Origin of the sequence: Bradyrhizobium jicamae (assembly GCF_001440395.1) — a bacterium.
Taxonomy (GTDB): Bacteria; Pseudomonadota; Alphaproteobacteria; order Rhizobiales; family Xanthobacteraceae; genus Bradyrhizobium; species Bradyrhizobium jicamae.
Genome location: NZ_LLXZ01000102.1, coordinates 47373 through 66949, shown reverse-complemented (window position 1 = coordinate 66949; position 19577 = coordinate 47373). Strand labels below are relative to the sequence as shown.

Here is a 19577-nt window from a genome sequence, read left to right as displayed (position 1 = left end):
TCAGGCAAGGCCGCCCCAGTTGGCCACCCTCTTTGGTGGTTCAGGCTTTACCGAATTTGACAGCCCCGGCTACAGGTCGGGCTATCGCATAAGGAAAAAACTCGGAGAATCCGAACGGAAGCAGCGAGATTGTTCGGCATTCGATTCCGCTTTGTTCGCGATCCGCTTCAGTCCCACGTGGCTTCTCGAAGCCATATGCGATTGCCCTACGGCTACAGCGACGGAAGCCGCGAGCTTGGCGACACAGTCGCAACCAGGTTTGCGACGGACGCACATCTGTTCGTGCCGAAAAGATCGCTATTGCCACGCGCCGGGTCAACACCCTTAGCTCGCGCGACGCGAAGTACTACAGGGGCTGATCGACGACAGCTCCAATAAGATGATCGTTCATCTGCTGGCCTTAGTGTGCGCACGATCGAGATTCACCGCGCGCGTATGATGGTGCGGCTGGGCATGCGTCAACTTCGTGCTCGTTCTTCTCCTCCAAGACATTTCGATTAATGATCCTGACGGTGCGTTTTCCAGCCAGCCTGATCGCGCCACGCTGCTGCAGGCTGGTGAAGGAACGACAAACGGTTTCGACCGAAACCGAGAGATACTCGGCGATGTCGTAGCGCGTCAGGGGCAATACGATCTGCCCCTTATCGTTCGACGAACGGCTCGCCAACGCAAGCAGGAATGAACCGACCTTTTCGACCGCCGTTACGCCGCCAATGATCAGCAACTGATCCTGAATCCGCGACATGGTCTGGAATGCGACATTGCGGAGCTCGCGGGCGAACTCCACATCGCGCTGCGCCAATTGCTCGACCCTTTGACCAGAGTAACTTGCCAGTGTTGTTTCCTCCGCGATCGCCTCAACCGTTTGATCTTCGTTTCTATCGACGACGAAGAAGAAATCTCCCGGCAACATCAAGTCGAGAATCTGCCGTCGCCCGTCTGAACGGATGGCGGATCGCCGGACCGCCCCCGTGATTACGTAGTACCAATGGGCCGCCGGCTCCGAATTGACTGGAACCTCCTGGCTCCTGGCAAACAGCATAATCTTGGCATGCTCATCGAGCCCCTTCATTGCATGGTTCTGCGCGGCTAACATTCGCCGATAGTAGTCCAGTGCGCGCGTTTTCGCCTTCATGGCTGCACCTTCCTTTTCTCGTTCTTCCTTACGCTGCCCATTCGCGCCACACCAACCTTGTTATCGCCTTGGTGATCCAAACCTTTTGCAAATCTCCGTACCGTAAGAATACGTAATCGGCCGCCTCGAAGTCTTTACGGACCGCAAAAATTGACCGCGGTCAACGACACGCCGGCACCGCGCGCGCTATGAGAACGAAATTCGGAAATCAGGCGCAGGCGGAAGAACACTCATGGCCACCTTGAACGTGGACATCAACCAGAGCGTCACATCCGCGGACTGATGACGGCCGCCCGAACGACCAACGAGGAGAGTGCTATGAGACTACGATCACTTGTTCCATCTCGTGAGACGCAACCGGGCTTCGGGTTGTTCGGCTTGCATCGGGAGATCGACCGGCTGTTCAATGAAGTCGTCCAAGGCCCGAGTGCCAATGGCGGGTCGGCGACTCTCGTTCCTACCATTGATATCACGGAGACCGACAAGGCGATCGAGGTCAGTGCGGAGATGCCCGGCCTCGAGCGCAAGGATGTCGAGGTATCCATCGACGGTGACACCCTCACAATTCGCGGCGAGAAGAGGATCGCAGAGGGCCAGAAGGACATGAATGTCCAGCACAGCGAGCGCTGCTACGGCGTGTTCATGCGCGTGCTGCGGCTTCCCCCCGGCGTCGACCCGTCGAGCGTGGATGCCGCGATGTCAAACGGCGTCCTGAAGATCACGATTCCGAAACCGGCCAACCCGGAGCCGAAGAAGATCGAGGTCAAAGATGCTCCAAAGGCAACGACCGAACAAGCCGCCTGAAGCCCGGGCGCTCCTCGCGGGACGCGCATGGGTACCTCCTCGCGCGAGTGAAAAGTCGCGATGGCAAAAAACACACATTTTGTTTAGTCATATCGTTGCTCTGACCCGTTTGGTTGACGATCGTCAGTGAAGGCGGATCACCAGGTGACTAGGATTGTCGCGAGGTTTTTGCCTTTGCAGGAGCAGGCGATGGATGACGTGGCGACGATGGATGACGTGGCGACAGCGACACCAAAGCGAGAAGCGAGCCGGGAGACCGATACCTCACCGCTGTTCCAGCCGTACCGCCTTGGTCCATTCAATCTGCCCCATCGCGTGGTTATGGCCCCGCTGACGCGCTCGCGCGCTCGCCAGCCCGGCAACGTGCCGGACGCGCTCGCGGCCTGCTATTATGCGCAGCGCGCCTCGGCCGCGCTGATCATCGGCGAGGCGACGCAGGTGTCGATGCAGGGCCAGGGCTATGCCTGGACGCCCGGCATTCATAGCCGCGAGCAGGTTGGGGCGTGGCGGCGCATCACCGACGCGGTCCATCAGGCGGCAGGCCTGATGTTTTGCCAGCTCTGGCACGTCGGCCGCATCTCACATCCGGCGCTACAGCCCGACAACATGCTACCCGTCGCTCCATCGGCCGTCATCCCAGCCGGAAAGGCCTTCATCGAAAACGACCGTGGCGAAGGCACGCTCGTTCCCTTTGTACGACCTCGCGCGCTTGACATCGAGGAGATGCCCTACGTGGTGGCGCAATATGTGCGTGCGGCAAGGAATGCAGTGGCGGCGGATTTCGACGGCGTGGAGATCCATGCAGCGAACGGCTACCTGCTCGACCAGTTTATCGAGAGTGGCACCAATCGGCGTAACGACGCCTATGGCGGGGCGGTGGAGAGCCGCACCCGCCTGCTATTTGAAGTCATCGAGGCCCTGACGCCGGTCTGGGGGCCGGATCGCATCGGCGTGCGCATATCCCCGATGGGAAAATTGAACGACATCCATGACGACAACCCGCACGCAACCTTTGGCCATGTGGCCGAACGACTGAGCGAATACAAGTTGGGCTATCTGCATATGGTCAACCCCGCGCTGGAGCAGATGCAGAACGGGAAGGAACCGGATCCACACGCCCTCGATATGGCGAAGCTGATCCGGAACAGGTTCAGGGGAACCCTGATCGTGGCAGGCGGCTTCGATGCCGAGAGCGGAGCGCGGTGGCTTCGGGAGGGATGGGCCGATCTGATCGCGTACGGCCGGAAATTCCTCGCCAACCCCGACCTGCCAGACCGTCTGCGTCTCGGCGCGGCACTCAACGAAGATGATCCCAGCACTTACTACGGCGGAGGTGAGAAGGGATACACCGACTATCCGTCGCTGGCCCAGGACCGCGGCGAACAGCCCAAGGCGTGCGTGGACCAGAGCTGGCGATAGTCAAGCCGGCATTTGCAAGCGCGCAAATTGACGGCCGTCATGGTCTATCGAACCTCGCATACTCATGGTGATCGACGCAGCGAGTGCCGCTCGAGCCGAGCGCGATGCGAGGACCATCCGCCATGACATTTCAATCCATCAACCCCACCACCGGTGAGCCGTTTGCGACATATGAGGGATGGTCGACCGAGGAGGCGCAAGACGTCGTCGGCAAGGTTAACCGGGATTACCTCTCCTGGCGCCGAACCGATTTCGAACACCGCGCTTCACTGATGCGCAACGCCGCCGAGATCCTGAACAAGAAGGCGCGCGAATATGCGCAACTAATGGCGGAGGAGATGGGAAAGCCCCTCCATGACGGCGTCGCGGAAGCCGAGAAATGTGCCCAGGCCTGCGAGTTCTTTGCCAACAATGCGAAGAATTTCCTGACACGTCACCCGATAAGGACGGAGGCACGCAGGACCTTCGTCACGTTCAATCCGATCGGGGTCGTGCTCGCGGTGATGCCGTGCAATTTTCCGTTCTGGCAGGTCTTTCGCTTTGCAGTGCCGAGCCTGATGGCAGGCAATGCCGCACTGCTCAAACATGCCTCAAACGTGCCGGGTTGTGCGCTTGCGATCGAACAGATTTTTCGCGACTCCGGATTTCCCGAAAATCTAGTCCGCACATTGATGATCACAAGCAAGCAAGTCGAGGCCGTGATCGAGCATCCGCTCGTGCGCGCGGTGACCCTGACGGGCAGCGGCGCCGCCGGACGCGCGGTCGCGAGCAAGGCTGGCGCCATGCTCAAAAAGACGGTGCTCGAACTCGGCGGCAGCGACCCCTATCTGGTCCTGGAAGATGCCGATACCGACTCCGCCGCCGCCATTTGCGCCAGAGGCCGGCTGCTGAATTCGGGCCAGAGCTGCATCGCCGCCAAGCGATTCATCGTGGTCGAGAAGGCCAGGCCGGCTTTCGAGAAGCGCTTTGTCGAGCTGATGAGCCAGACTAAAATGGGAGACCCATTCGAGCATGGGACAGAGATAGGACCGCTGGCGCGGCACGATTTGCGCGACACGTTGCACCGGCAGGTCGTCGCAAGCGTCGGAAAGGGTGCACGCCTGCTGCTCGGCGGCATTGTGCCCAATCATCCGGGAGCCTACTACCCGCCGACAGTTCTCACCGAGGTGAGGAAAGGCATGCCGGCCTATGAAGAGGAATTGTTCGGCCCGGTTGCGGCAATCATCCCGGCCCTGGACGAGACCGAGGCGATTGCGGTCGCGAACGACACCCCATTCGGACTTGGCGGTGCCGTGATCACCCGCGATCTTGCGCGCGGCGAACGGATCGCAGAGTTCGAGATCGAATCTGGAATGGTCTTCGTCAATGACAACGTTCGTTCCGATCCGAGGGTGCCCTTTGGAGGCATCAAGGAAAGCGGCTATGGGCGCGAATTGTCCTGCTACGGCATCAGGGAGTTCGTCAACATCAAAACCGTGATGGTGGCGTGAGGCGGCCCGATCTGCGGTTCAGGAGGCTGCAGGCGCGGCCGATGGCGCATGCTGGCGCAACCATTGGCGCAACGCCTCGGCACCCACAGCGCCCGCGCGTTGCGCGACGACATTCCCTTTATGGAATAGCATCACGGTTGGAATGCTTCGAATGTTGTAACGCGCGGACAGCTCGGCTTCCACCTCTGTGTCAACCTTCAGGAAACGAACTTCGGGTTCGACCTCGCCGGCGACACGCTCGAAAACCGGTGCCATCACCTTGCAGGGCCCGCACCACTCCGCCCAGAAATCGACCACGACAGGAATATCATTGCGCTGGATGTGGGTGGCAAAGCTGCGAGCGGAAACCGGCGTCGGATGTCCCGTAAACAGGAGCTGGTGGCAATGGCCGCATTTCGCCCGGCGCGCATCTTTCCCGGCCGGAATTCGGTTGATGCTTGTGCAATGCGGACAAACGATGTGGCGGATTTGTGCACTCATGTTAGGATGGCTCCCGAACCGGGCTCAATGCGTCGCCAGAGGTTGTTTGCGGTCCGGCGGCGGAAAGGTTTCATCGAGATCGGCGAGATCCTGCGGCGTCAGACGAACGTCCAGCGCGCCACGATTCTCGCGAACATGCTCCGGTTTGCCCGACTGCGGTATCGCACATACGCCGTCCTGGCGCAGCACCCATGCCAGCGCCACTTGTGCCGGGGTCGCGCCGAGACGAGCCGCAATGGTCTTGAGTGTGACATGACGCAACACACGGCCCTGCTCGATCGGCGAATAGGCCATAACGGGAACGCCGCTGCGCTGGCACCATGGCAAGAGGTCGAACTCGATGCCGCGACGCTCGAGATTGTAGAGCACCTGATCGGTCGCGACGTCGGCACCATTGGGCAAGTCGACGAGTTCCTGCATGTCGCCGATATCGAAATTGCTGACGCCCCAGTTCCGGATCTTGCCTGCGCCCACCAAAGCCTCGAAAGCATCGACGGTTTCTTCCAGCGGAGTGAGTCCTCGCCAATGCAGCAGATAGAGATCAATCTCATGCACCCCAAGCCGGGCTAGACTTTGGTTGCAAGCCGTTATCGTGCCCTGTCGGGTGGCGTTCTGAGGCAGCACCTTGCTCACAAGAAAGATTTCATCGCGCCGTCCCTTGATGGCCTCGCCCACAAGCCTTTCGGCGCCACCGTCGGCGTACATTTCGGCCGTGTCGATCAGGTTCATGCCGAGATCGATGCCGAGGCGTAGCGCTTTGATCTCGTTGCTCCGGTTCAGCGGATTCTCGGCCATGTGCCAGGTTCCTTGGCCGAGTATTGGAATGTGTTCACCTGAAGGAAGTACGGTAGTGCGGGTGGCCTCGGTGACGGTCATGATGCGAGTCCCTTGTTCTTCACGGCAGACTAATTTTCACGCATAGCCCGGCGTGACGGATGGCGCAAAATTGAACATCCCCGCTGCCTGGGTCGATAAACCAGATCACCGGCAGGAACGGGTTGACCATCGCGGAGCCCGTCACTGCACGCGCCACATATGTCTCGTTTAGCGATGGCCGGCCGATCGTCGGGTCGAGCTTGACGCACGAACCATTGTTCGCCGTCAGGTCACGATAGTTGTAGCGCGCCGAACAGACAAAAAATTGATTTTCTTTTTTGTCTACTACATAGGCCGAAGCCGTCCGGTAAGAGGTGTTGGACTTGACATCCGGCTCAGGGAGCAGCTCGTAGCGCACGCTGCCTTGGCCGAACGCTGGGGATGCGACAGCGATCGCGAGAAACGTGACGATGCCTTGCACTATCTTCCGCATGGCCAATCCCGAATGAATGAGCCACACTAGCCCCTTCATCGCGAGCAAGCGTTGACCGCTATCAATTCAGAAATGGAAACCGCCATTGCTGGCCGATACCTGCCAACCGCTAACCAGTCCGTGTTAGCGTTGTGCCCCTGATCGCACAGCGTCCGCTCGATAAGATGCACCTCTCAGGGATCTGCGAGATACGCAAAGTCCGTAGCCAAAGGCTGATTATTGACAGACGTCAGTGTGCCGATTCCGCTGCTTCATGCCCGGCAGCATGACTTGATTTGGAATGCTCGTGCATCATTACCCGGAGGCCAACACGGCCGGCCATAGCCCGCGGAACCGAACGGCATGGCCAACACGTTCAGCGCCGACTAAGATGATTTCCGTAGCGCTGTAAATTATAGCGCAACGTGTTCACTGGCGACCCGATTCGAGCGGCCCGGCTTGAGGGGCAGTACCGGTTACGCAGGAGGCCTGCTGCCGCTCCGCCGTTCGCTCGGCAATCCGGTCATACTCCTCGGCGATCTTCAGCAGGCGATCGCGCGAGATTCGCATGCCGAACTGCTCAGCCTTGTCTCTCGTTCTCGCGGCTCGTTCTTGCCAATGTCGCGGATCAAGCACATCTGCCATACTTAGCTCCGTACTTACTCATCTTGAGGGCAATGTTTCAGACCTGCCAAGGAGCCTACAAGCCATGAGGGACAGCCCGCGATCTAGTGAAATTACGTAACTGCGGCGGTGACGTTTGTCATGGTGCAGTCATGTTCGGTCCCGATGTCCGTGGTGATCGAGAAGCGGGCAGCGTCGAAGATCGTAGCCGCGAGCATCAACTGGCAAGCGCAGAAATCCACAATTCGAACAATTGCCCAACGAATCGTGGCACTGGCTTTCGATTGGGACGCGGGATCGGGGCGTCCCGGACTTGAACTAGGTAATCGGAAGGCGATGGTGTAAGCGCCGCACCGCTTTCCAACCCACCATGGAGCGCATCAGCAGGTAAACGCTGAGCAAGGTTGGGATCAGCAGCCTCGGCATCAATACCATGGATCGGGGCCGCTTTCCGCGAACGCCCCCGAGAACGGCGAGCCATGTGCCGGCGCCCGCAAAGTAGACACCAAGCAGAGCGAAGACTGCACCTGAGATCACCGGTCGAGAAAGCAGCATCAGCAATATGGAGCATTCGAGAGCGTCCGGTGGCCAAGTTGGCGCTCTACTGCCCAAGCGCGCCCATGACAGCCATCAATTTCCGGCCGCGCCTCATGTGCTTTACTTTCGCAACCGGCGGCAACATCCAACATCTCTAAGCGTTGGCACCCAATGCCAACCGGTCAATTGCAAGGAGAGACACATGAGAACTTTCGTGATAGGTCTTGCGGGTATCATGACGACCTTGGTCGCATGGCCCAGCTCAGCTCAGGTCTGGGAAGAAGAAGTTATTCGTCCTCCAGCTCGAGTGGTCGAACGCGACGTGATCGTGCGCGAACCGGCGTGGCGTAGCTACGCCCGGGACGACTGCCGCGTAGTAGTCGAGCGCCGCCACCGGCCCGACGGCACTTTGATCGTTCGTAAAGTGCGGCGCTGTTAGAACTCGCGGATCGGTTTCGGCGCTGGCATGCGACCGGCGCGGCGAGGATCACGCATGCCCACTACGGTGGACGCCCCCGAATAGTCGTCCATCTCAATCCGACCCTAGCACTCGGCGCGGGCCCCGTCGCCACGGATGGCCTGCTCGCTGCCGGGGAGCCTGAGCTGCGCCATGATATCGGCCTCTCCTGTGGAGGCAGTAAGGTGCGCCGCGTTTCGCGGATCTCCAAAAGTCGAAGCTTGGATTCGGGTTCATGCGAATCGCACAGATTGCCCCCTTGGCTGAAAGTGTTCCTCCGAGACTCTACGGTGGAACAGAAAGGGTCGTTGCGTGGCTCGTCGACGAGCTCGTCGCGCTCGGGCACGACGTGACCTTGTTCGCGAGTGGTGATTCGAAAACGCATGGCAAACTTCATCCTGTCTGGCCTCGTGCTCTTCGGCTCAGCCACCCAGCCGCGGATCCCATGGCGGCGTGCACCGCTCTGCTTGAAGCAATGTCGAAGCGAGCCAAGGAATTTGATGTAATCCACGCCCATACTGATTGGGTACATTTGCCGCTGTTGAGCCGCCTCGCTGTACCTTTCCTCACCACGATGCATGGACGCCTTGATCTACCTGGCCTCTCTGACGTGACTCGGGAGTTTCCAACGGCCCCTTTCGTGTCAATCTCAAACAATCAGCGTCTGCCGCTTGCCGCTGCGAACTGGTGCGGCACCGTCCATCACGGCCTCCCGATCGACCTATTTAGTCCTTCGTACCAGCCAGGCTCCTATCTGGCCTTTCTGGGTCGACTTACCGCCGAAAAGGGGCCTGAAGGCGCAATTCGCATCGCGCATGCGACGGGAATGCCGCTTCGGATCGCAGCAAAAATCCCTCGAGATGAGAAAGCCTATTTCAAGCAGACTCTGGAACCGCAAATTGATGGGAAGCATATCCAACTTCTCGGCGAAGTGAACGATAAGTCTAAGGCATCATTTCTTGCAGGTGCTGCGGCTCTACTATTTCCAATCGAATGGCCAGAACCATTCGGCCTTGTCATGATCGAAGCAATGGCATGCGCGACTCCAGTAATTGCCTATCGATCGGGCTCGGTGCCAGAGATAGTCGAGGAAAACATTACGGGCTTCGTGGTCGAGGGTGAGGAGGAAGCAGTTCATGCGGTTGGCCGTCTCGGCCAGATTGACCGCCACAGGGGACGTATACGTTTCGAGGAACGCTTCACCGCAAATCGTATGGCGAGGGAATACATCGACAAGTACGAGTCCTTGATGCGCGTCCGGAGACTCTCGAAGGTCATCTGAGCCCGCCGCGCGTTACGCTTCCGAACTAATGGTCGCCGAAGAGGAACACAGGCGCGCCGGGCGACATAGATTCGCATCAGTCAGTTAGGACGCGCCGTGGAAGCAGGTCAGGAGAGCTAGGTCGGTGTCCCAGTCGACTGATCACCATGCTATCCTGTGGCCGATCCCTGATTGCTCGATTGGCCTCCTGTTACGCGCTGAAACGCCTCTTCACTTGAAGCAACGATCGCTATGCAAGCTGGAGTCGAGGGCACCAAATCGACGATGCCGCACACCGTTCACAAGCGTTGACGACCATCAATGCAGTGGAGGCGATGGCAGCGTAGCTGCTTGCAATAGAGTTCAGGCCTCCGAAGCCACCGATTGGGTAGATCCGGGGCCGATGCTCTGGTTTTGAATGTGCCAATCAAGGAGACAATCACATGGTGACTACAATGCAGCGCACACCCGCGACGGAGAGCGGAACTGTGTCTTCCCTGATCGCAAGCGATCGCGTCGAAGGCACTGCGGTCTATGACGCGCAGGGCAAGCGCATTGGGAAGGTCGAGCGGCTAGTGATCGACAAGGCCGGCGGCCGCATCGTCTACGCGGTCCTGAGTTTCGGGGGATTCCTCGGTATCGGAGGGACTCACTATCCGATTCCCTGGCCGATGCTGAACTACGATGAGAAGCTCGGTGGATATCGCGTCGAGATCACCGAGGAGCAACTCAAGAAAGCCCCGAAGGCCGAACCAGTGGAAGGCTGGGAGCAAGCGAACCCGGACCGCGACGAGCGGGTCCATGGTTATTGGGAGCAACCCGCACCGGTGCAAGAGGGCCACACTTCGTCCCTCATCACCAGCGACAGCGTGGAAGGAATGCCGGTCTATGACGTACACGGCAAGCGTATCGGGAAGGTCGAGCGCCTGATGATCGACAAACTCACGGGCCAGATCGCCTACGCGATCCTGAGTTTCGGCGGCTTCCTCGGCATCGGAGAGGACCACTACCCTATTCCCTGGTCGATGTTGACCTGCAATGAAAAGCCAGATGGCTTCCAGGTGGACATCACCGAAGAGGAGATAAAGAACGCGCCGAAGGTCGAGCAAGGGGAAAACTGGGAACTAACAGCTCGGGCCCGCAACCAGGACGTCTACGACTATTGGGAGGTCAGATACTATTGGATTGCTGCTTCCGATCTTTCGTGAACACCATCGCGGGTCTCTCATCGAAGGCATCGCGCCTCGGCGCGCCGCCGAAATCGATGCCCACTACCGGGAAGGTTCAGCCGATACGGCCGGCGACCTCAAGTTCGTGCGCTGGGTTTCCAAAATTGAACCGATTTTGCGTGTTCGAGGTCGACAAAAAGCCGCTTCGCTCATGGCGCGAGGTAGTTTTCGAAGAACTCGCGATCGGCACCAGCCCGAGCGACGATCTCGCCTGCGATCAGACCCGCCATGACCTCGCAAGGATTGAAACGTGATCTTCGGGTTCGGACGGCCTAATCGACGCAGAGCCCGCCAAAGGGTGTCACGCTGGCTGGCGAGCGGACGGCCGTACAGCGAGTCGGCCAGATAATGGGACGCATCCGGCAGCAGCCGGCCGAGTCCGAACCCGACAAACAAATCGAAATACTCCCGCGCAGCGCTTTGCTCGCTCGAGCGGCAGGGGCCTTCCCCAACAAGGCATGAGCTCGTCCGAGCGTCGCGTCGCCCATCAGCAGCGCAAGCTGACCGATCAGTCGGGCATCGGGACTGTGAGAAGGCAGCGTTCCGAGCAGCGCGTATTCCCGCGCCCGCGTACAGTCGATCTCATCGACGGCGGATTCAGGCAGTAAGGGTGAGGTCGGCTCTTGCATCCGCTTGGTTCTCGTTTCGGCCTGTGGCTCAGCCGGACGTTGCCTCAAGTCAAACCTTGATCCGCGGCAAGGCACTGCCATGCGAACGCCGGTTCGGCGCACCACCATATGTATCAGCAGCGCGACCGCTGCCCGCCGCGATGCCTGGGCCGGGGCGTCCACCCATCCGCCTTTCGCGTCGCTGCCAACGGCCAACCTTCCAGGATTGGGGCGGGTTTCCGACGCAACGTCTAATGTCCTGCCCGCACTCCGGTCAAGATTTGTGGCCTCGCGATCCAGCACAGACGACTGCGCTTGCGCGCGAGACGCCGGAAATGCCGCCATTGTTTCCGCGAGCCTGTCGGCATTGCCGAGCGCCTGCTGCACAAGAAGACTTAGCAGATTGTCGCTTGCCCGCAGCGGACCGAAGCCGGGGATTGCATTCGGATCATTGAAATCCCATTGGTTTTCCGCGATTCCAATGAAGTCTCGGATTGCAGGATCGCTCGCCCACGCCCGGCGTAGCGCAAGGCGCGTCAGCTCGGAGGGCACGCGTTCGTCCAGAAATGCGCGGATATCGGTCTCAGCGGCGATTGTTTCGATCGATGGCAGGCTTGCCGGATCAAAGGCCCCAATCGACGCGCGGTCCCTGGGCTGGGCAGGGTCCGATTCCAGCTTCAGCCGGCGTCGCCGGTCGCTTCCGGGACGCCGCAACGGGCGCAGTAAGGGCATTTTCCATCTTACCGCGAGACCCGAAATTGACCATCGGATACTGCGGCGCCGCGCGCGGGCAAGCATAGAAGCAGTAGCCGCAGCCGATGCGCAAATCTTCCGAAGCAGCACGATGCAATCGTCTGTCGGATTGATGCATGTCCACACGGCAAACCTCCGCACAGCGTGGGCCCGTGCAATGCATGCAGCCCATCGAAACCGAACGCTCACCGGGCTTGCCGTCATTCTCCTGGGGACGTCATTCTCGTTTTTGCGGGCGGTGACGCAGGAATTGCAGTCGATGTTGCGGTCGGCACAAAGGAGTTTCATGCGCACCACGACTCTATCCTCTTACGCCGCCCTGATCTGACAAAGGGTGGCCTTCGGCTCCTGCATGCCGGTCGATGGATCGTATCCGTAGGTCGTGAGCGTGTTCACGCTCTCGCCGAGTACGATCGGATCGGCACCTTTCGGATACTTGTGACGCAGATCGGCGCCTTCGTACCAACCGGCAAAGTGGAAAGGCATCCAGGCCACTCCCTCGCCTACTCTTTCCGTCACGAAGGCCTTCATGCGAGCCCTCGAATTACTCTCCGGCCCGGTCACCCAAACCCATCCGCCATCCTTGATTCCGCGGGCGCGAGCGTCCGTCGGATTGATTTCGACGAACATGTGCTGCTGCAGCTCTGCTAGCCATTTAATGGATCGCGTCTCTTCGCCGCCGCCTTCATATTCGACAAGCCGGCCCGAATTCAGGATCAGGGGAAACTGCGTGGCAATGCCTTTGTCAACGGCAGCCTTCTGGACGCTGAAGCCGATATTGGGCACGCGGAATTGCCTGGCATCCGGCAGCGTCGGATAATCAGCCACGAGATCCGGGCGGGGGGTGTAGATCGGTTCGCGATGGACCGGAATCGGATCAGGCAAATTCCAGGCGATCATGCGCGCCTTGCCGTTGCCGTACGGCGAGCAGCCGTGCTCGATCGCGACACGTTGAATCCCGCCGGAGAGATCCAGCGCCCATGACACCGCATCGGGATTGGCACGATTGACGCGTTGAATGACCTCCATTTCCTGCGGAGTCAGGTCCTTGTCCCAGCCCAGTTTCTTCAGCACGGCCAGCGTAAACTCGGGGTAGCCGTCCTTGATTTCGGAACTGACCGAATACGAGCCTTCAGCAAGTAAATTGTCGTGTTGCTCCTTTTCGACTTCCTGCCCGTTCTCCATCACCTTGCGCTTGACGATGCGTTCGACGCCGAACCGCGCGCGGAACGTGCCGCCGCCTTCGCTTACCGAAAGATTGGTATTGTAGAGAATCGGCGTACCCGGATGTCTGTACTCAGGCGTCCCCCAGCACGGCCACGGCAGGCCGTAATAGTCTCCGCCCACTTCCGGATCATGCTTCGGCGCACGCAAGGTGACAAGATCGAATTTGCCCCGGTTCCTCATGTGCGCCTTGAGCCGTTCCGGCGATTGTCCGCAATAGCCGGTCGACCAGCCACCGCGATTGATCTCGCGCAGAATATCCTCCGCCGATACCGCGCCGTTTTCTATCTTGATGTTCTTGAACATCCGGTCGGCGAAACCCAGCTTGCGGGCGAGCAGATACATCGTCTCGTAGTCGTTTTTCGATTCGAACACCGGGTCCACGATCTTCTCGCCCCACTGCAGCGAGCGGTTCGAGGCGGTCCGCGAACCATCCATCTCGAAGCTAGTGCAGGCCGGTAAAAGATAGATGCCGTTCTTGCGTTCCGAAAGCACCGACCATGCGGTCGGATAGGGATCACACACCACTAGCAGTTCGAGCTTTTCTATCCCTCGCTTGGCTTCCGGCATCCGCGTGATCGTGTTGACGCCATGTCCCATGACGAACATCGCCTGCACATTGTCGGGCTGTGCGACCTGATCCTTCGGCAATAAAGTCGCGTCGAACCAGCGCGTGCTAGGAATTCCCGGAGTTTCCATCAGCGTTTTGCTCGCGAAGCGCGAAGCGATCCAGTCGTAATCGACCTCCCATACCCGGCACCAATGCTGCCAGGCATCCTGGGTCAGGCCGTAATAGAGTGGCAACGTCGTCACATCGAGGCCGAGATCGGTAGCGCCCTGCACATTGGTGTGCCCACGGAAAATATTGGCGCCGCCTCCGGGACCTCCGACGTTGCCTGTCACCAGCAGCAGTATGCAACTGGCACGGACGTTCGCTGTACCGGTCGAGAATTGCGTCTGACCCATAGCCCAGATCAATGTTGCGGGTCTCTCTTTGGCGAACATTTCCGCGACGTGCTTGACCTGTGCTTCCGGCAGACCTGTAACACGCTCGACTTCCCGGGGCGTCCACTTCGCGACTTGCCTGCGGATCTCGTCGATGCCGTACGACCGCTGGCGGATAAATTCCTTGTCCTCCCAGCCGTTCTGGAAAATGTGCCAAAGCATGCCGTAGATCGTCGCGATGTGGGTTCCGGGGCGAACGCGAACATACTCGGTCGCGTGCGCGGCCGTCCGCGTCATTCGTGGATCGATGACGATCATGTTGGCCCGGTTCAGCTCCTTGCCTTCAAGAATGTGCTGAAGCGAAACCGGGTGCGCCTCGGCCGGGTTGCCACCCATGACCATGATGGTCTTGGCATTTCGAATATCATTGTAGCTATTGGTCATCGCGCCATAGCCCCAGGTATTGGCTACCCCGGTGACCGTCGTGGAATGGCAGATACGCGCCTGGTGGTCGGAATTGTTCGTGCCCCAGAAGGCCGCAAGCTTGCGGTTGAGGTAGGCGGCCTCATTGGTGAACTTGGCGGATCCAAGCCAGTACACCGACTCCGGTCCGGACTTCTCGCGAACCTCAATAAGCTTGTCCCCGATTTCGTCGATGGCCTGCTCCCATGACAGACGCATCCATTGGCCATCGACAAGCTTCACGGGGTAGCGCAAGCGGCGCTCACTCAAGACGTCATCGCGGACCGCGGCGCCCTTGCAGCAATGCGATCCACGATTGATCGGGCTGTCATAGTCTGGCTCCTGCCCAATCCACACGCCGTTCGTGACTGTCGCGATAACCGAACAGCCGACCGAACAATGTGTGCAGATGTTCTTGCGGGTGTTAACCGTGGCACCCGCGGGAGGCGGCGGGCCGGCTTTCGCCTGGCGAACGCGGCCGAGCGGCAGGTCGCCAAGCACCGCCAGCGCACCGACGGTGAGGCCCGAGCGATTCAAGAACGCGCGGCGATCAATGCCCCTGCGTGGTTGAGGCGGCGCGATAGCTGCTTGCCCCCGACCGCTGCGACGTTCCGACTTCCTGAACAGCATGCGCGCCTCCTTATCGGGCGGGATAGCTGTTGACGCGATAGAAGTTTTGAACCTCGGCTGAGTTCGCCTGGTAACGAGGCTTGCGCTTACCGGCGCTACCCGTAGGCTCAGCCACGATGGGCTCGATGGTCAACGTTCCAACGGTCGCGGCAGCAGTGCTTGCAACCGCGAGGCGAAGCAGATCACGCCGATACACGGCTGCCTGGACACGTCCTTTCATCATACATGAGCCTTTCCCATGCGGTCCAACGGACGTTAGAGATCAAACTCAATCCCCACTATGCGCACAGTATGACCCTGGGTATCGTGACAAACATCAATTTTCTAAAACAGGTTTTTTCCCTGCCCCGTCTGCTGCGCGCCGATGGCACGGTTCTTTCCCCTGTGATTGCGAAAACTGAGAATACGGAGGCCACCTGCCCTTGACCGCGTATACGGCGTCAGCAAACCGCAAGGCCAGACCGGTGAAGGACCGTTCATCGGGGCTTTCCCTCCGTGCAGCCACGTCACGCGTTACTGTTTAGGAGAAGGATCAACGATGCTCTTGGTCGCACCGCCCGGCGCGGGTTGCATGTCTGGCGGTGTGCCCCCCTGTGGACTTGTCGGTGGCGCGCCGCCCGTGCCGGTCGACAGTGGGCCGGTCCAGCCCTGTGGCTGGGGTTGCCCCTGGTTGTCCGGCAATACCGTGCGTCCGGTACTCCAAGGAGAATCTTCCGACTTTTTATCTTCACTCTGCCGCTGGGCTGCACCCATGGAGCTGCAAATGCCCAGGATGAACGCGGCAAGAGCGATGCGGGTACACGAACTTCGCATATCGTCTCTCCCTCTTGTCGAACCAGCAGAGCGATGAACCTAAGCGTACACGCACGGATTTCGGACTGCATCGGCTGGTTGTGATCGAGATTGGCAATCGCAATTCCACCCGAAGCGGCCATGACAGCGACACAGCTCGACGAAAGGGGTCGGCGGACTACTCAACGGCACCAGTCGCGCAATTCGATCAGATCAGCCCATTCAACAGCGTGGAATCTTTTCAACACTCGGCCTTTCTTCGTTGCGGAAGCGCGGCAGAGTATGCCGCTGCAGTTGTCTATGGGCCTTGACAGGCATCAATTCTCATAAACCGGGGATGCTCAACTGAGATCCTCATCACGTGAACGATGATGCATCTGTCGGAAGTAGAGCCACGCAGCCGCCAGCGCGCCGATTTCCAACGCCTGCGCGTAATGCATTGACCGATATCAACGACATAATATGTTTGCGCAGCTCAGAGTTGATCATCGGCAAGGTTCGGCCGATGATAGGTTCACCATGAGAAGTCCGGAAACTGACGAACTCGACCGGAAGATGATGATCCGTTGTATCGCGCTTTCGGTGCTATCTGGAGAGAAAGGCGAATATCCCTACGGCGCCGTGATCCGCCGCGCCAGCGAAATCGTTTCCGAATCCATCAACTGGGTAGCGAACGAAGGTGATGTAACACGGTATGCCGAAGTGGTCGTAATCTCTGGAGCGCAGAAGGCGCTCGGCACCGTGAATTTGGAAGACTGCGTGATATATGCGAGCGCCGAGCCATGCGCCTATTGCTCATATGCGATCCGCGAGAGCATCACCAGCCTCGGGCCGGCAGTGGTCGCGCTCGTGCCCCATTCCGCCCTAAAGGAGGCCATCGACAAATCAACTTTCGAATGGGAGCAGGCCATCCAGCAAAGTTCCAATAAGGAGCAATGTCGTATGCCGCGTATCACTTGCCGCAGTTGGACTGCCGAACAGATCAAGCTTCTCCGTGCACTAGCCGATAGTGGCGTCTCACCCGCCCGTGCGTCGGTGGTGCTGAAACGTTCGCGGCTTGCCGTCCAGAGCAAAGCGAGAGAATTGGGCGCACCGTTTGGGGATTTCAGACAGGTCCGGGCAGCGCGTTTGGCACGGAAGGCCAGCGATCGGAAGGCTATCGAGTAATCGGCGCAAAGCACGCGCCCGTGATCCGATCTCGTTGTCTCCGGCAGGTTTCAACCGCCGAACATCGCGGAGCGCTGCCGTTGGGCCAAGCAACGAATCGCAATGCGCATCCTCATTGTTGGCGGCATTGGCTTTATTGGATCTGCGATCCAGGCAAGGTTTTCGACTGAAGCGCACGAATGTGTATCGGTGTCCCGCGCTCCCAGCGGGCTGCGCGGCACCCTCCACCCTCCACGTGGCCCTCGATGCCGTGCAAACGACGGCCGCCTGGTTGGCGTTCTCAAGCTCCCGGCAGTGCACCAAGCTGAAGATTGTGGGCACCAGGTCTTCCAGGGTTCGATAGCCATCGGCGGCATGCCGATGACCATGGCGCTCGCGGGCAAAGCTGATCACCAGAATGCCGTTGGCAGTCGCCACACCATGCGCATGATCGCGCCGATGAGCGCCGGAACCGAAAGTGTCGTCCCGGCAACAGCCACCTGACGGGCCGCAGGCTTCAGGCGATGGATGCCGCTGAGCTGGCAAGCGCAGCGACCTTGGGACGCACTTCGGCGGCGATTTCAAATGAGCGCAGTCGCGCCGTGTGGTGGTAGATCTGTGCCGTGAGAATAAGCTCGTCCGCCCGAGTCTCGGTGATGATCCGCGCGAGTCCGCGTTCGATCGTGGCCGGGCTGCCCACAGCCGAGTAGGCCAGCGACTCCTCGATCATCGACCGCTCCGCTGGCGACCAGCGCCGATCCAGGTCGTCGGCTGGCGGCGGCAGCGGACCGGGAGTGCCGCGTCTTAAACTGATGAATTGCTGCTGCAACGAAGTAAACAGATGCTGCGCGTCCGCATCCGTGTCCGCGGCGAAGACGTTAACGCCAACCATGGCGTACGGAGCTTGCAAATATTGCGAGGGGTGAAACCGGGTGCGGTATAAGTTCAGCGCTTGGAACAGCTCCCTCGGCGCAAAATGCGATGCAAATGCGAATGGCAGGCCAAGCATTGCGGCGAGTTGCGCGCTGAACGTGCTGGATCCCAACAGCCAGACCGGCACCCTAAGTCCGCTGCCGGGAACGGCCCGCACCGCCTGGCCAGATTGCACCGGTTCGAGCAACGCCATCAGCTCCATGACGTCGTGCGGGAAATTATCGGCGCTTTCCGCAAGGTTCCGCCGCAACGCGCGCGCCGTCCGCTGATCCGTTCCGGGAGCGCGGCCGACACCAAGGTCGACGCGGCCCTCGTAAAGCGATTCAAGAGTGCCGAACTGCTCGGCAATAACCAGCGGCGCGTGGTTCGGCAGCATGATCCCGCCCGATCCGACGCGGATCGTTTGGGTGCCACCGGCGATGTAGCCGATCACCACCGCGGTCGCCGCGCTGGCGATGCCGGGCATGTTGTGATGCTCAGCCAGCCAGAACCGCTTGTAATTCCATCGCTCTGCGTGCTGCGCGAGATCGAGCGAGTTGCGGAAGGCATGAGCTGCGTCGCTGCCTTCGTTGATCGGCGACAGATCCAGTACCGAAAAGGGAATCACGATCGCCTCCATCTTCACGCTCATGGCCACTACAGCCATGATCCGTATTTAGGCTCTCTTCGTCATGATGTCGGTCGCACTCATGTAGAGGAATCGCTGGTGTGCAGTCAGCGGCGGTGCCAGACCAGCGCTCGCATGTTCGATCGCCTGATGAGGAGTGCCTTGTTTCAAGTCATAGCTACGACGATTATCGCTCAAGTAGGAGAACAATTCAAACCTCGACATCGCTACCCTCGGTTCGAGCTACCGGCTTTGTGACGTGACTGGGGATTATCGGGCCCTCTAGCTTGCGCTCCATGCCAGCAAGGCGACGCAGGAGATGATGGCAATGATCACTGCGGTCGTGAAGCCAATTCCGCTTCCGCCCGCCTTTCGAGCCTGCTCCATTCGATTCGTCACGAGTCTCATCATGGACTATCCGTCGGAATAAACCACTCTACCGGCTCTTGTTCTCGGGACCGCCGCTCCCCCTGACGCTGTCGGCACGGGCGTCATTACTAGGCAAGGGTGCCGCAGGAACGGGGCTCTCATTGGGTGGCCTATATGCGCTTCGCGGCGTGTCGGAGGCCTGGCGCTGCAGACGTCCGCTGCTGGTTCCTTCCATTGCCCAGAGCATGAGAACGACGGCGACGCAAACCATCGCGATCAGGAAGATGATTGCATAAGGTACATTTCTGTTCATGCGATGCTCCTTTGCCCTCCGGCATTGCCAGTGTGCCTGGCCAGTGTGCCTGCCGCCTCATCCATCATAGC

Annotated in this window: 17 protein-coding genes and 2 pseudogenes; 10 read left to right on the top strand and 9 right to left on the bottom strand. The window is 59.6% G+C overall.

Translation table 11 applies throughout. From position 1 onward, the window contains the following. Positions 1–400 precede the first annotated feature (400 nt). Positions 401–1135, bottom strand: coding sequence for a helix-turn-helix domain-containing protein (locus tag CQ12_RS16215; protein ID WP_057836293.1), 735 nt, complete (start codon positions 1133–1135; stop codon positions 401–403). Between the two features lie 318 nt (positions 1136–1453). Between CQ12_RS16215 and CQ12_RS16210 the strand changes: the two genes are divergently transcribed. From CQ12_RS16210 to CQ12_RS16200, 3 genes are all read left to right on the top strand, one after another. Then, positions 1454–1939, top strand: a complete 486-nt coding sequence (locus CQ12_RS16210; protein ID WP_057836292.1) for an Hsp20/alpha crystallin family protein — start codon at positions 1454–1456, stop codon at positions 1937–1939. Positions 1940–2146: 207 nt separating this feature from the next. After that, complete coding sequence (locus tag CQ12_RS16205) at positions 2147–3358, top strand: alkene reductase (RefSeq protein WP_057836434.1); 1212 nt, start codon at positions 2147–2149, stop codon at positions 3356–3358. A 122-nt stretch (positions 3359–3480) separates the two neighbouring features. Next, complete coding sequence (locus CQ12_RS16200) at positions 3481–4848, top strand: NAD-dependent succinate-semialdehyde dehydrogenase (protein ID WP_057836291.1); 1368 nt, start codon at positions 3481–3483, stop codon at positions 4846–4848. Between the two features lie 18 nt (positions 4849–4866). On the opposite strand, the gene trxC is transcribed toward CQ12_RS16200, so the two are convergent. From trxC to CQ12_RS16180, 4 genes are all read right to left on the bottom strand, one after another. After that, entirely contained in the window at positions 4867–5328 is a 462-nt protein-coding gene (gene trxC, locus CQ12_RS16195; protein WP_057836290.1) for a thioredoxin TrxC, read from the bottom strand. A 24-nt stretch (positions 5329–5352) separates the two neighbouring features. Then, complete coding sequence (locus tag CQ12_RS16190) at positions 5353–6204, bottom strand: aldo/keto reductase (RefSeq protein ID WP_057836289.1); 852 nt, start codon at positions 6202–6204, stop codon at positions 5353–5355. A gap of 19 nt (positions 6205–6223) precedes the next feature. After that, entirely contained in the window at positions 6224–6637 is a 414-nt protein-coding gene (locus tag CQ12_RS16185; RefSeq protein WP_157088251.1) for a hypothetical protein, read from the bottom strand. A 408-nt stretch (positions 6638–7045) separates the two neighbouring features. After that, positions 7046–7186: a hypothetical protein gene (locus CQ12_RS16180; RefSeq protein WP_198164170.1), complete on the bottom strand. Its 141-nt coding sequence runs from the start codon at positions 7184–7186 to the stop codon at positions 7046–7048. 793 nt (positions 7187–7979) lie between these two features. Between CQ12_RS16180 and CQ12_RS45060 the strand changes: the two genes are divergently transcribed. The 4 genes and pseudogenes from CQ12_RS45060 to CQ12_RS46355 all read left to right on the top strand — a co-directional run bounded on the left by CQ12_RS45060 (position 7980) and on the right by CQ12_RS46355 (position 10703). Then, positions 7980–8216, top strand: coding sequence for a hypothetical protein (locus CQ12_RS45060; RefSeq protein WP_198164169.1), 237 nt, complete (start codon positions 7980–7982; stop codon positions 8214–8216). Positions 8217–8469: 253 nt separating this feature from the next. Next, the gene (locus CQ12_RS16170) at positions 8470–9516 is read left to right on the top strand and encodes a glycosyltransferase family 4 protein (RefSeq protein WP_057836285.1); all 1047 of its coding nucleotides are present in this window, start codon (positions 8470–8472) and stop codon (positions 9514–9516) included. 422 nt (positions 9517–9938) lie between these two features. Beyond that, positions 9939–10316: pseudogene (locus CQ12_RS46360) on the top strand (PRC-barrel domain-containing protein); the annotation flags it as partial. A gap of 6 nt (positions 10317–10322) precedes the next feature. Next, positions 10323–10703, top strand: coding sequence for a PRC-barrel domain-containing protein (locus tag CQ12_RS46355; RefSeq protein ID WP_057836433.1), 381 nt, complete (start codon positions 10323–10325; stop codon positions 10701–10703). Between the two features lie 293 nt (positions 10704–10996). Here the strand turns inward: CQ12_RS46355 and CQ12_RS16155 are convergent, their stop codons facing one another. The 3 genes and pseudogenes from CQ12_RS16155 to CQ12_RS16150 all read right to left on the bottom strand — a co-directional run bounded on the left by CQ12_RS16155 (position 10997) and on the right by CQ12_RS16150 (position 15346). Further along, positions 10997–12064, bottom strand: a complete 1068-nt coding sequence (locus CQ12_RS16155; protein WP_057836283.1) for a DUF3306 domain-containing protein — start codon at positions 12062–12064, stop codon at positions 10997–10999. After that, a pseudogene (locus tag CQ12_RS43795) lies at positions 12031–12382 on the bottom strand (formate dehydrogenase); the annotation flags it as partial. The pseudogene CQ12_RS43795 and the gene CQ12_RS16155, both read right to left, overlap by 34 nt. A gap of 12 nt (positions 12383–12394) precedes the next feature. Then, positions 12395–15346, bottom strand: a complete 2952-nt coding sequence (locus tag CQ12_RS16150) for a formate dehydrogenase subunit alpha (RefSeq protein ID WP_057836282.1) — start codon at positions 15344–15346, stop codon at positions 12395–12397. A 291-nt stretch (positions 15347–15637) separates the two neighbouring features. Here CQ12_RS16150 and CQ12_RS47230 point away from each other — a divergent pair, with 291 nt between their 5' ends. From CQ12_RS47230 to CQ12_RS43790, 3 genes are all read left to right on the top strand, one after another. Next, complete coding sequence (locus CQ12_RS47230; RefSeq protein ID WP_283807371.1) at positions 15638–15772, top strand: hypothetical protein; 135 nt, start codon at positions 15638–15640, stop codon at positions 15770–15772. An 828-nt stretch (positions 15773–16600) separates the two neighbouring features. Then, positions 16601–17305: a deaminase gene (locus CQ12_RS16135; RefSeq protein WP_057836279.1), complete on the top strand. Its 705-nt coding sequence runs from the start codon at positions 16601–16603 to the stop codon at positions 17303–17305. 102 nt (positions 17306–17407) lie between these two features. Beyond that, positions 17408–17788, top strand: coding sequence for a hypothetical protein (locus CQ12_RS43790; protein ID WP_157088250.1), 381 nt, complete (start codon positions 17408–17410; stop codon positions 17786–17788). 13 nt (positions 17789–17801) lie between these two features. Here CQ12_RS43790 and CQ12_RS16130 read toward each other — a convergent pair whose 3' ends face one another. Further along, positions 17802–18824 (bottom strand): LLM class flavin-dependent oxidoreductase, encoded by a 1023-nt coding sequence (locus CQ12_RS16130; protein WP_057836432.1) that lies wholly within the window; start codon positions 18822–18824, stop codon positions 17802–17804. Positions 18825–19577: the final 753 nt, after the last annotated feature.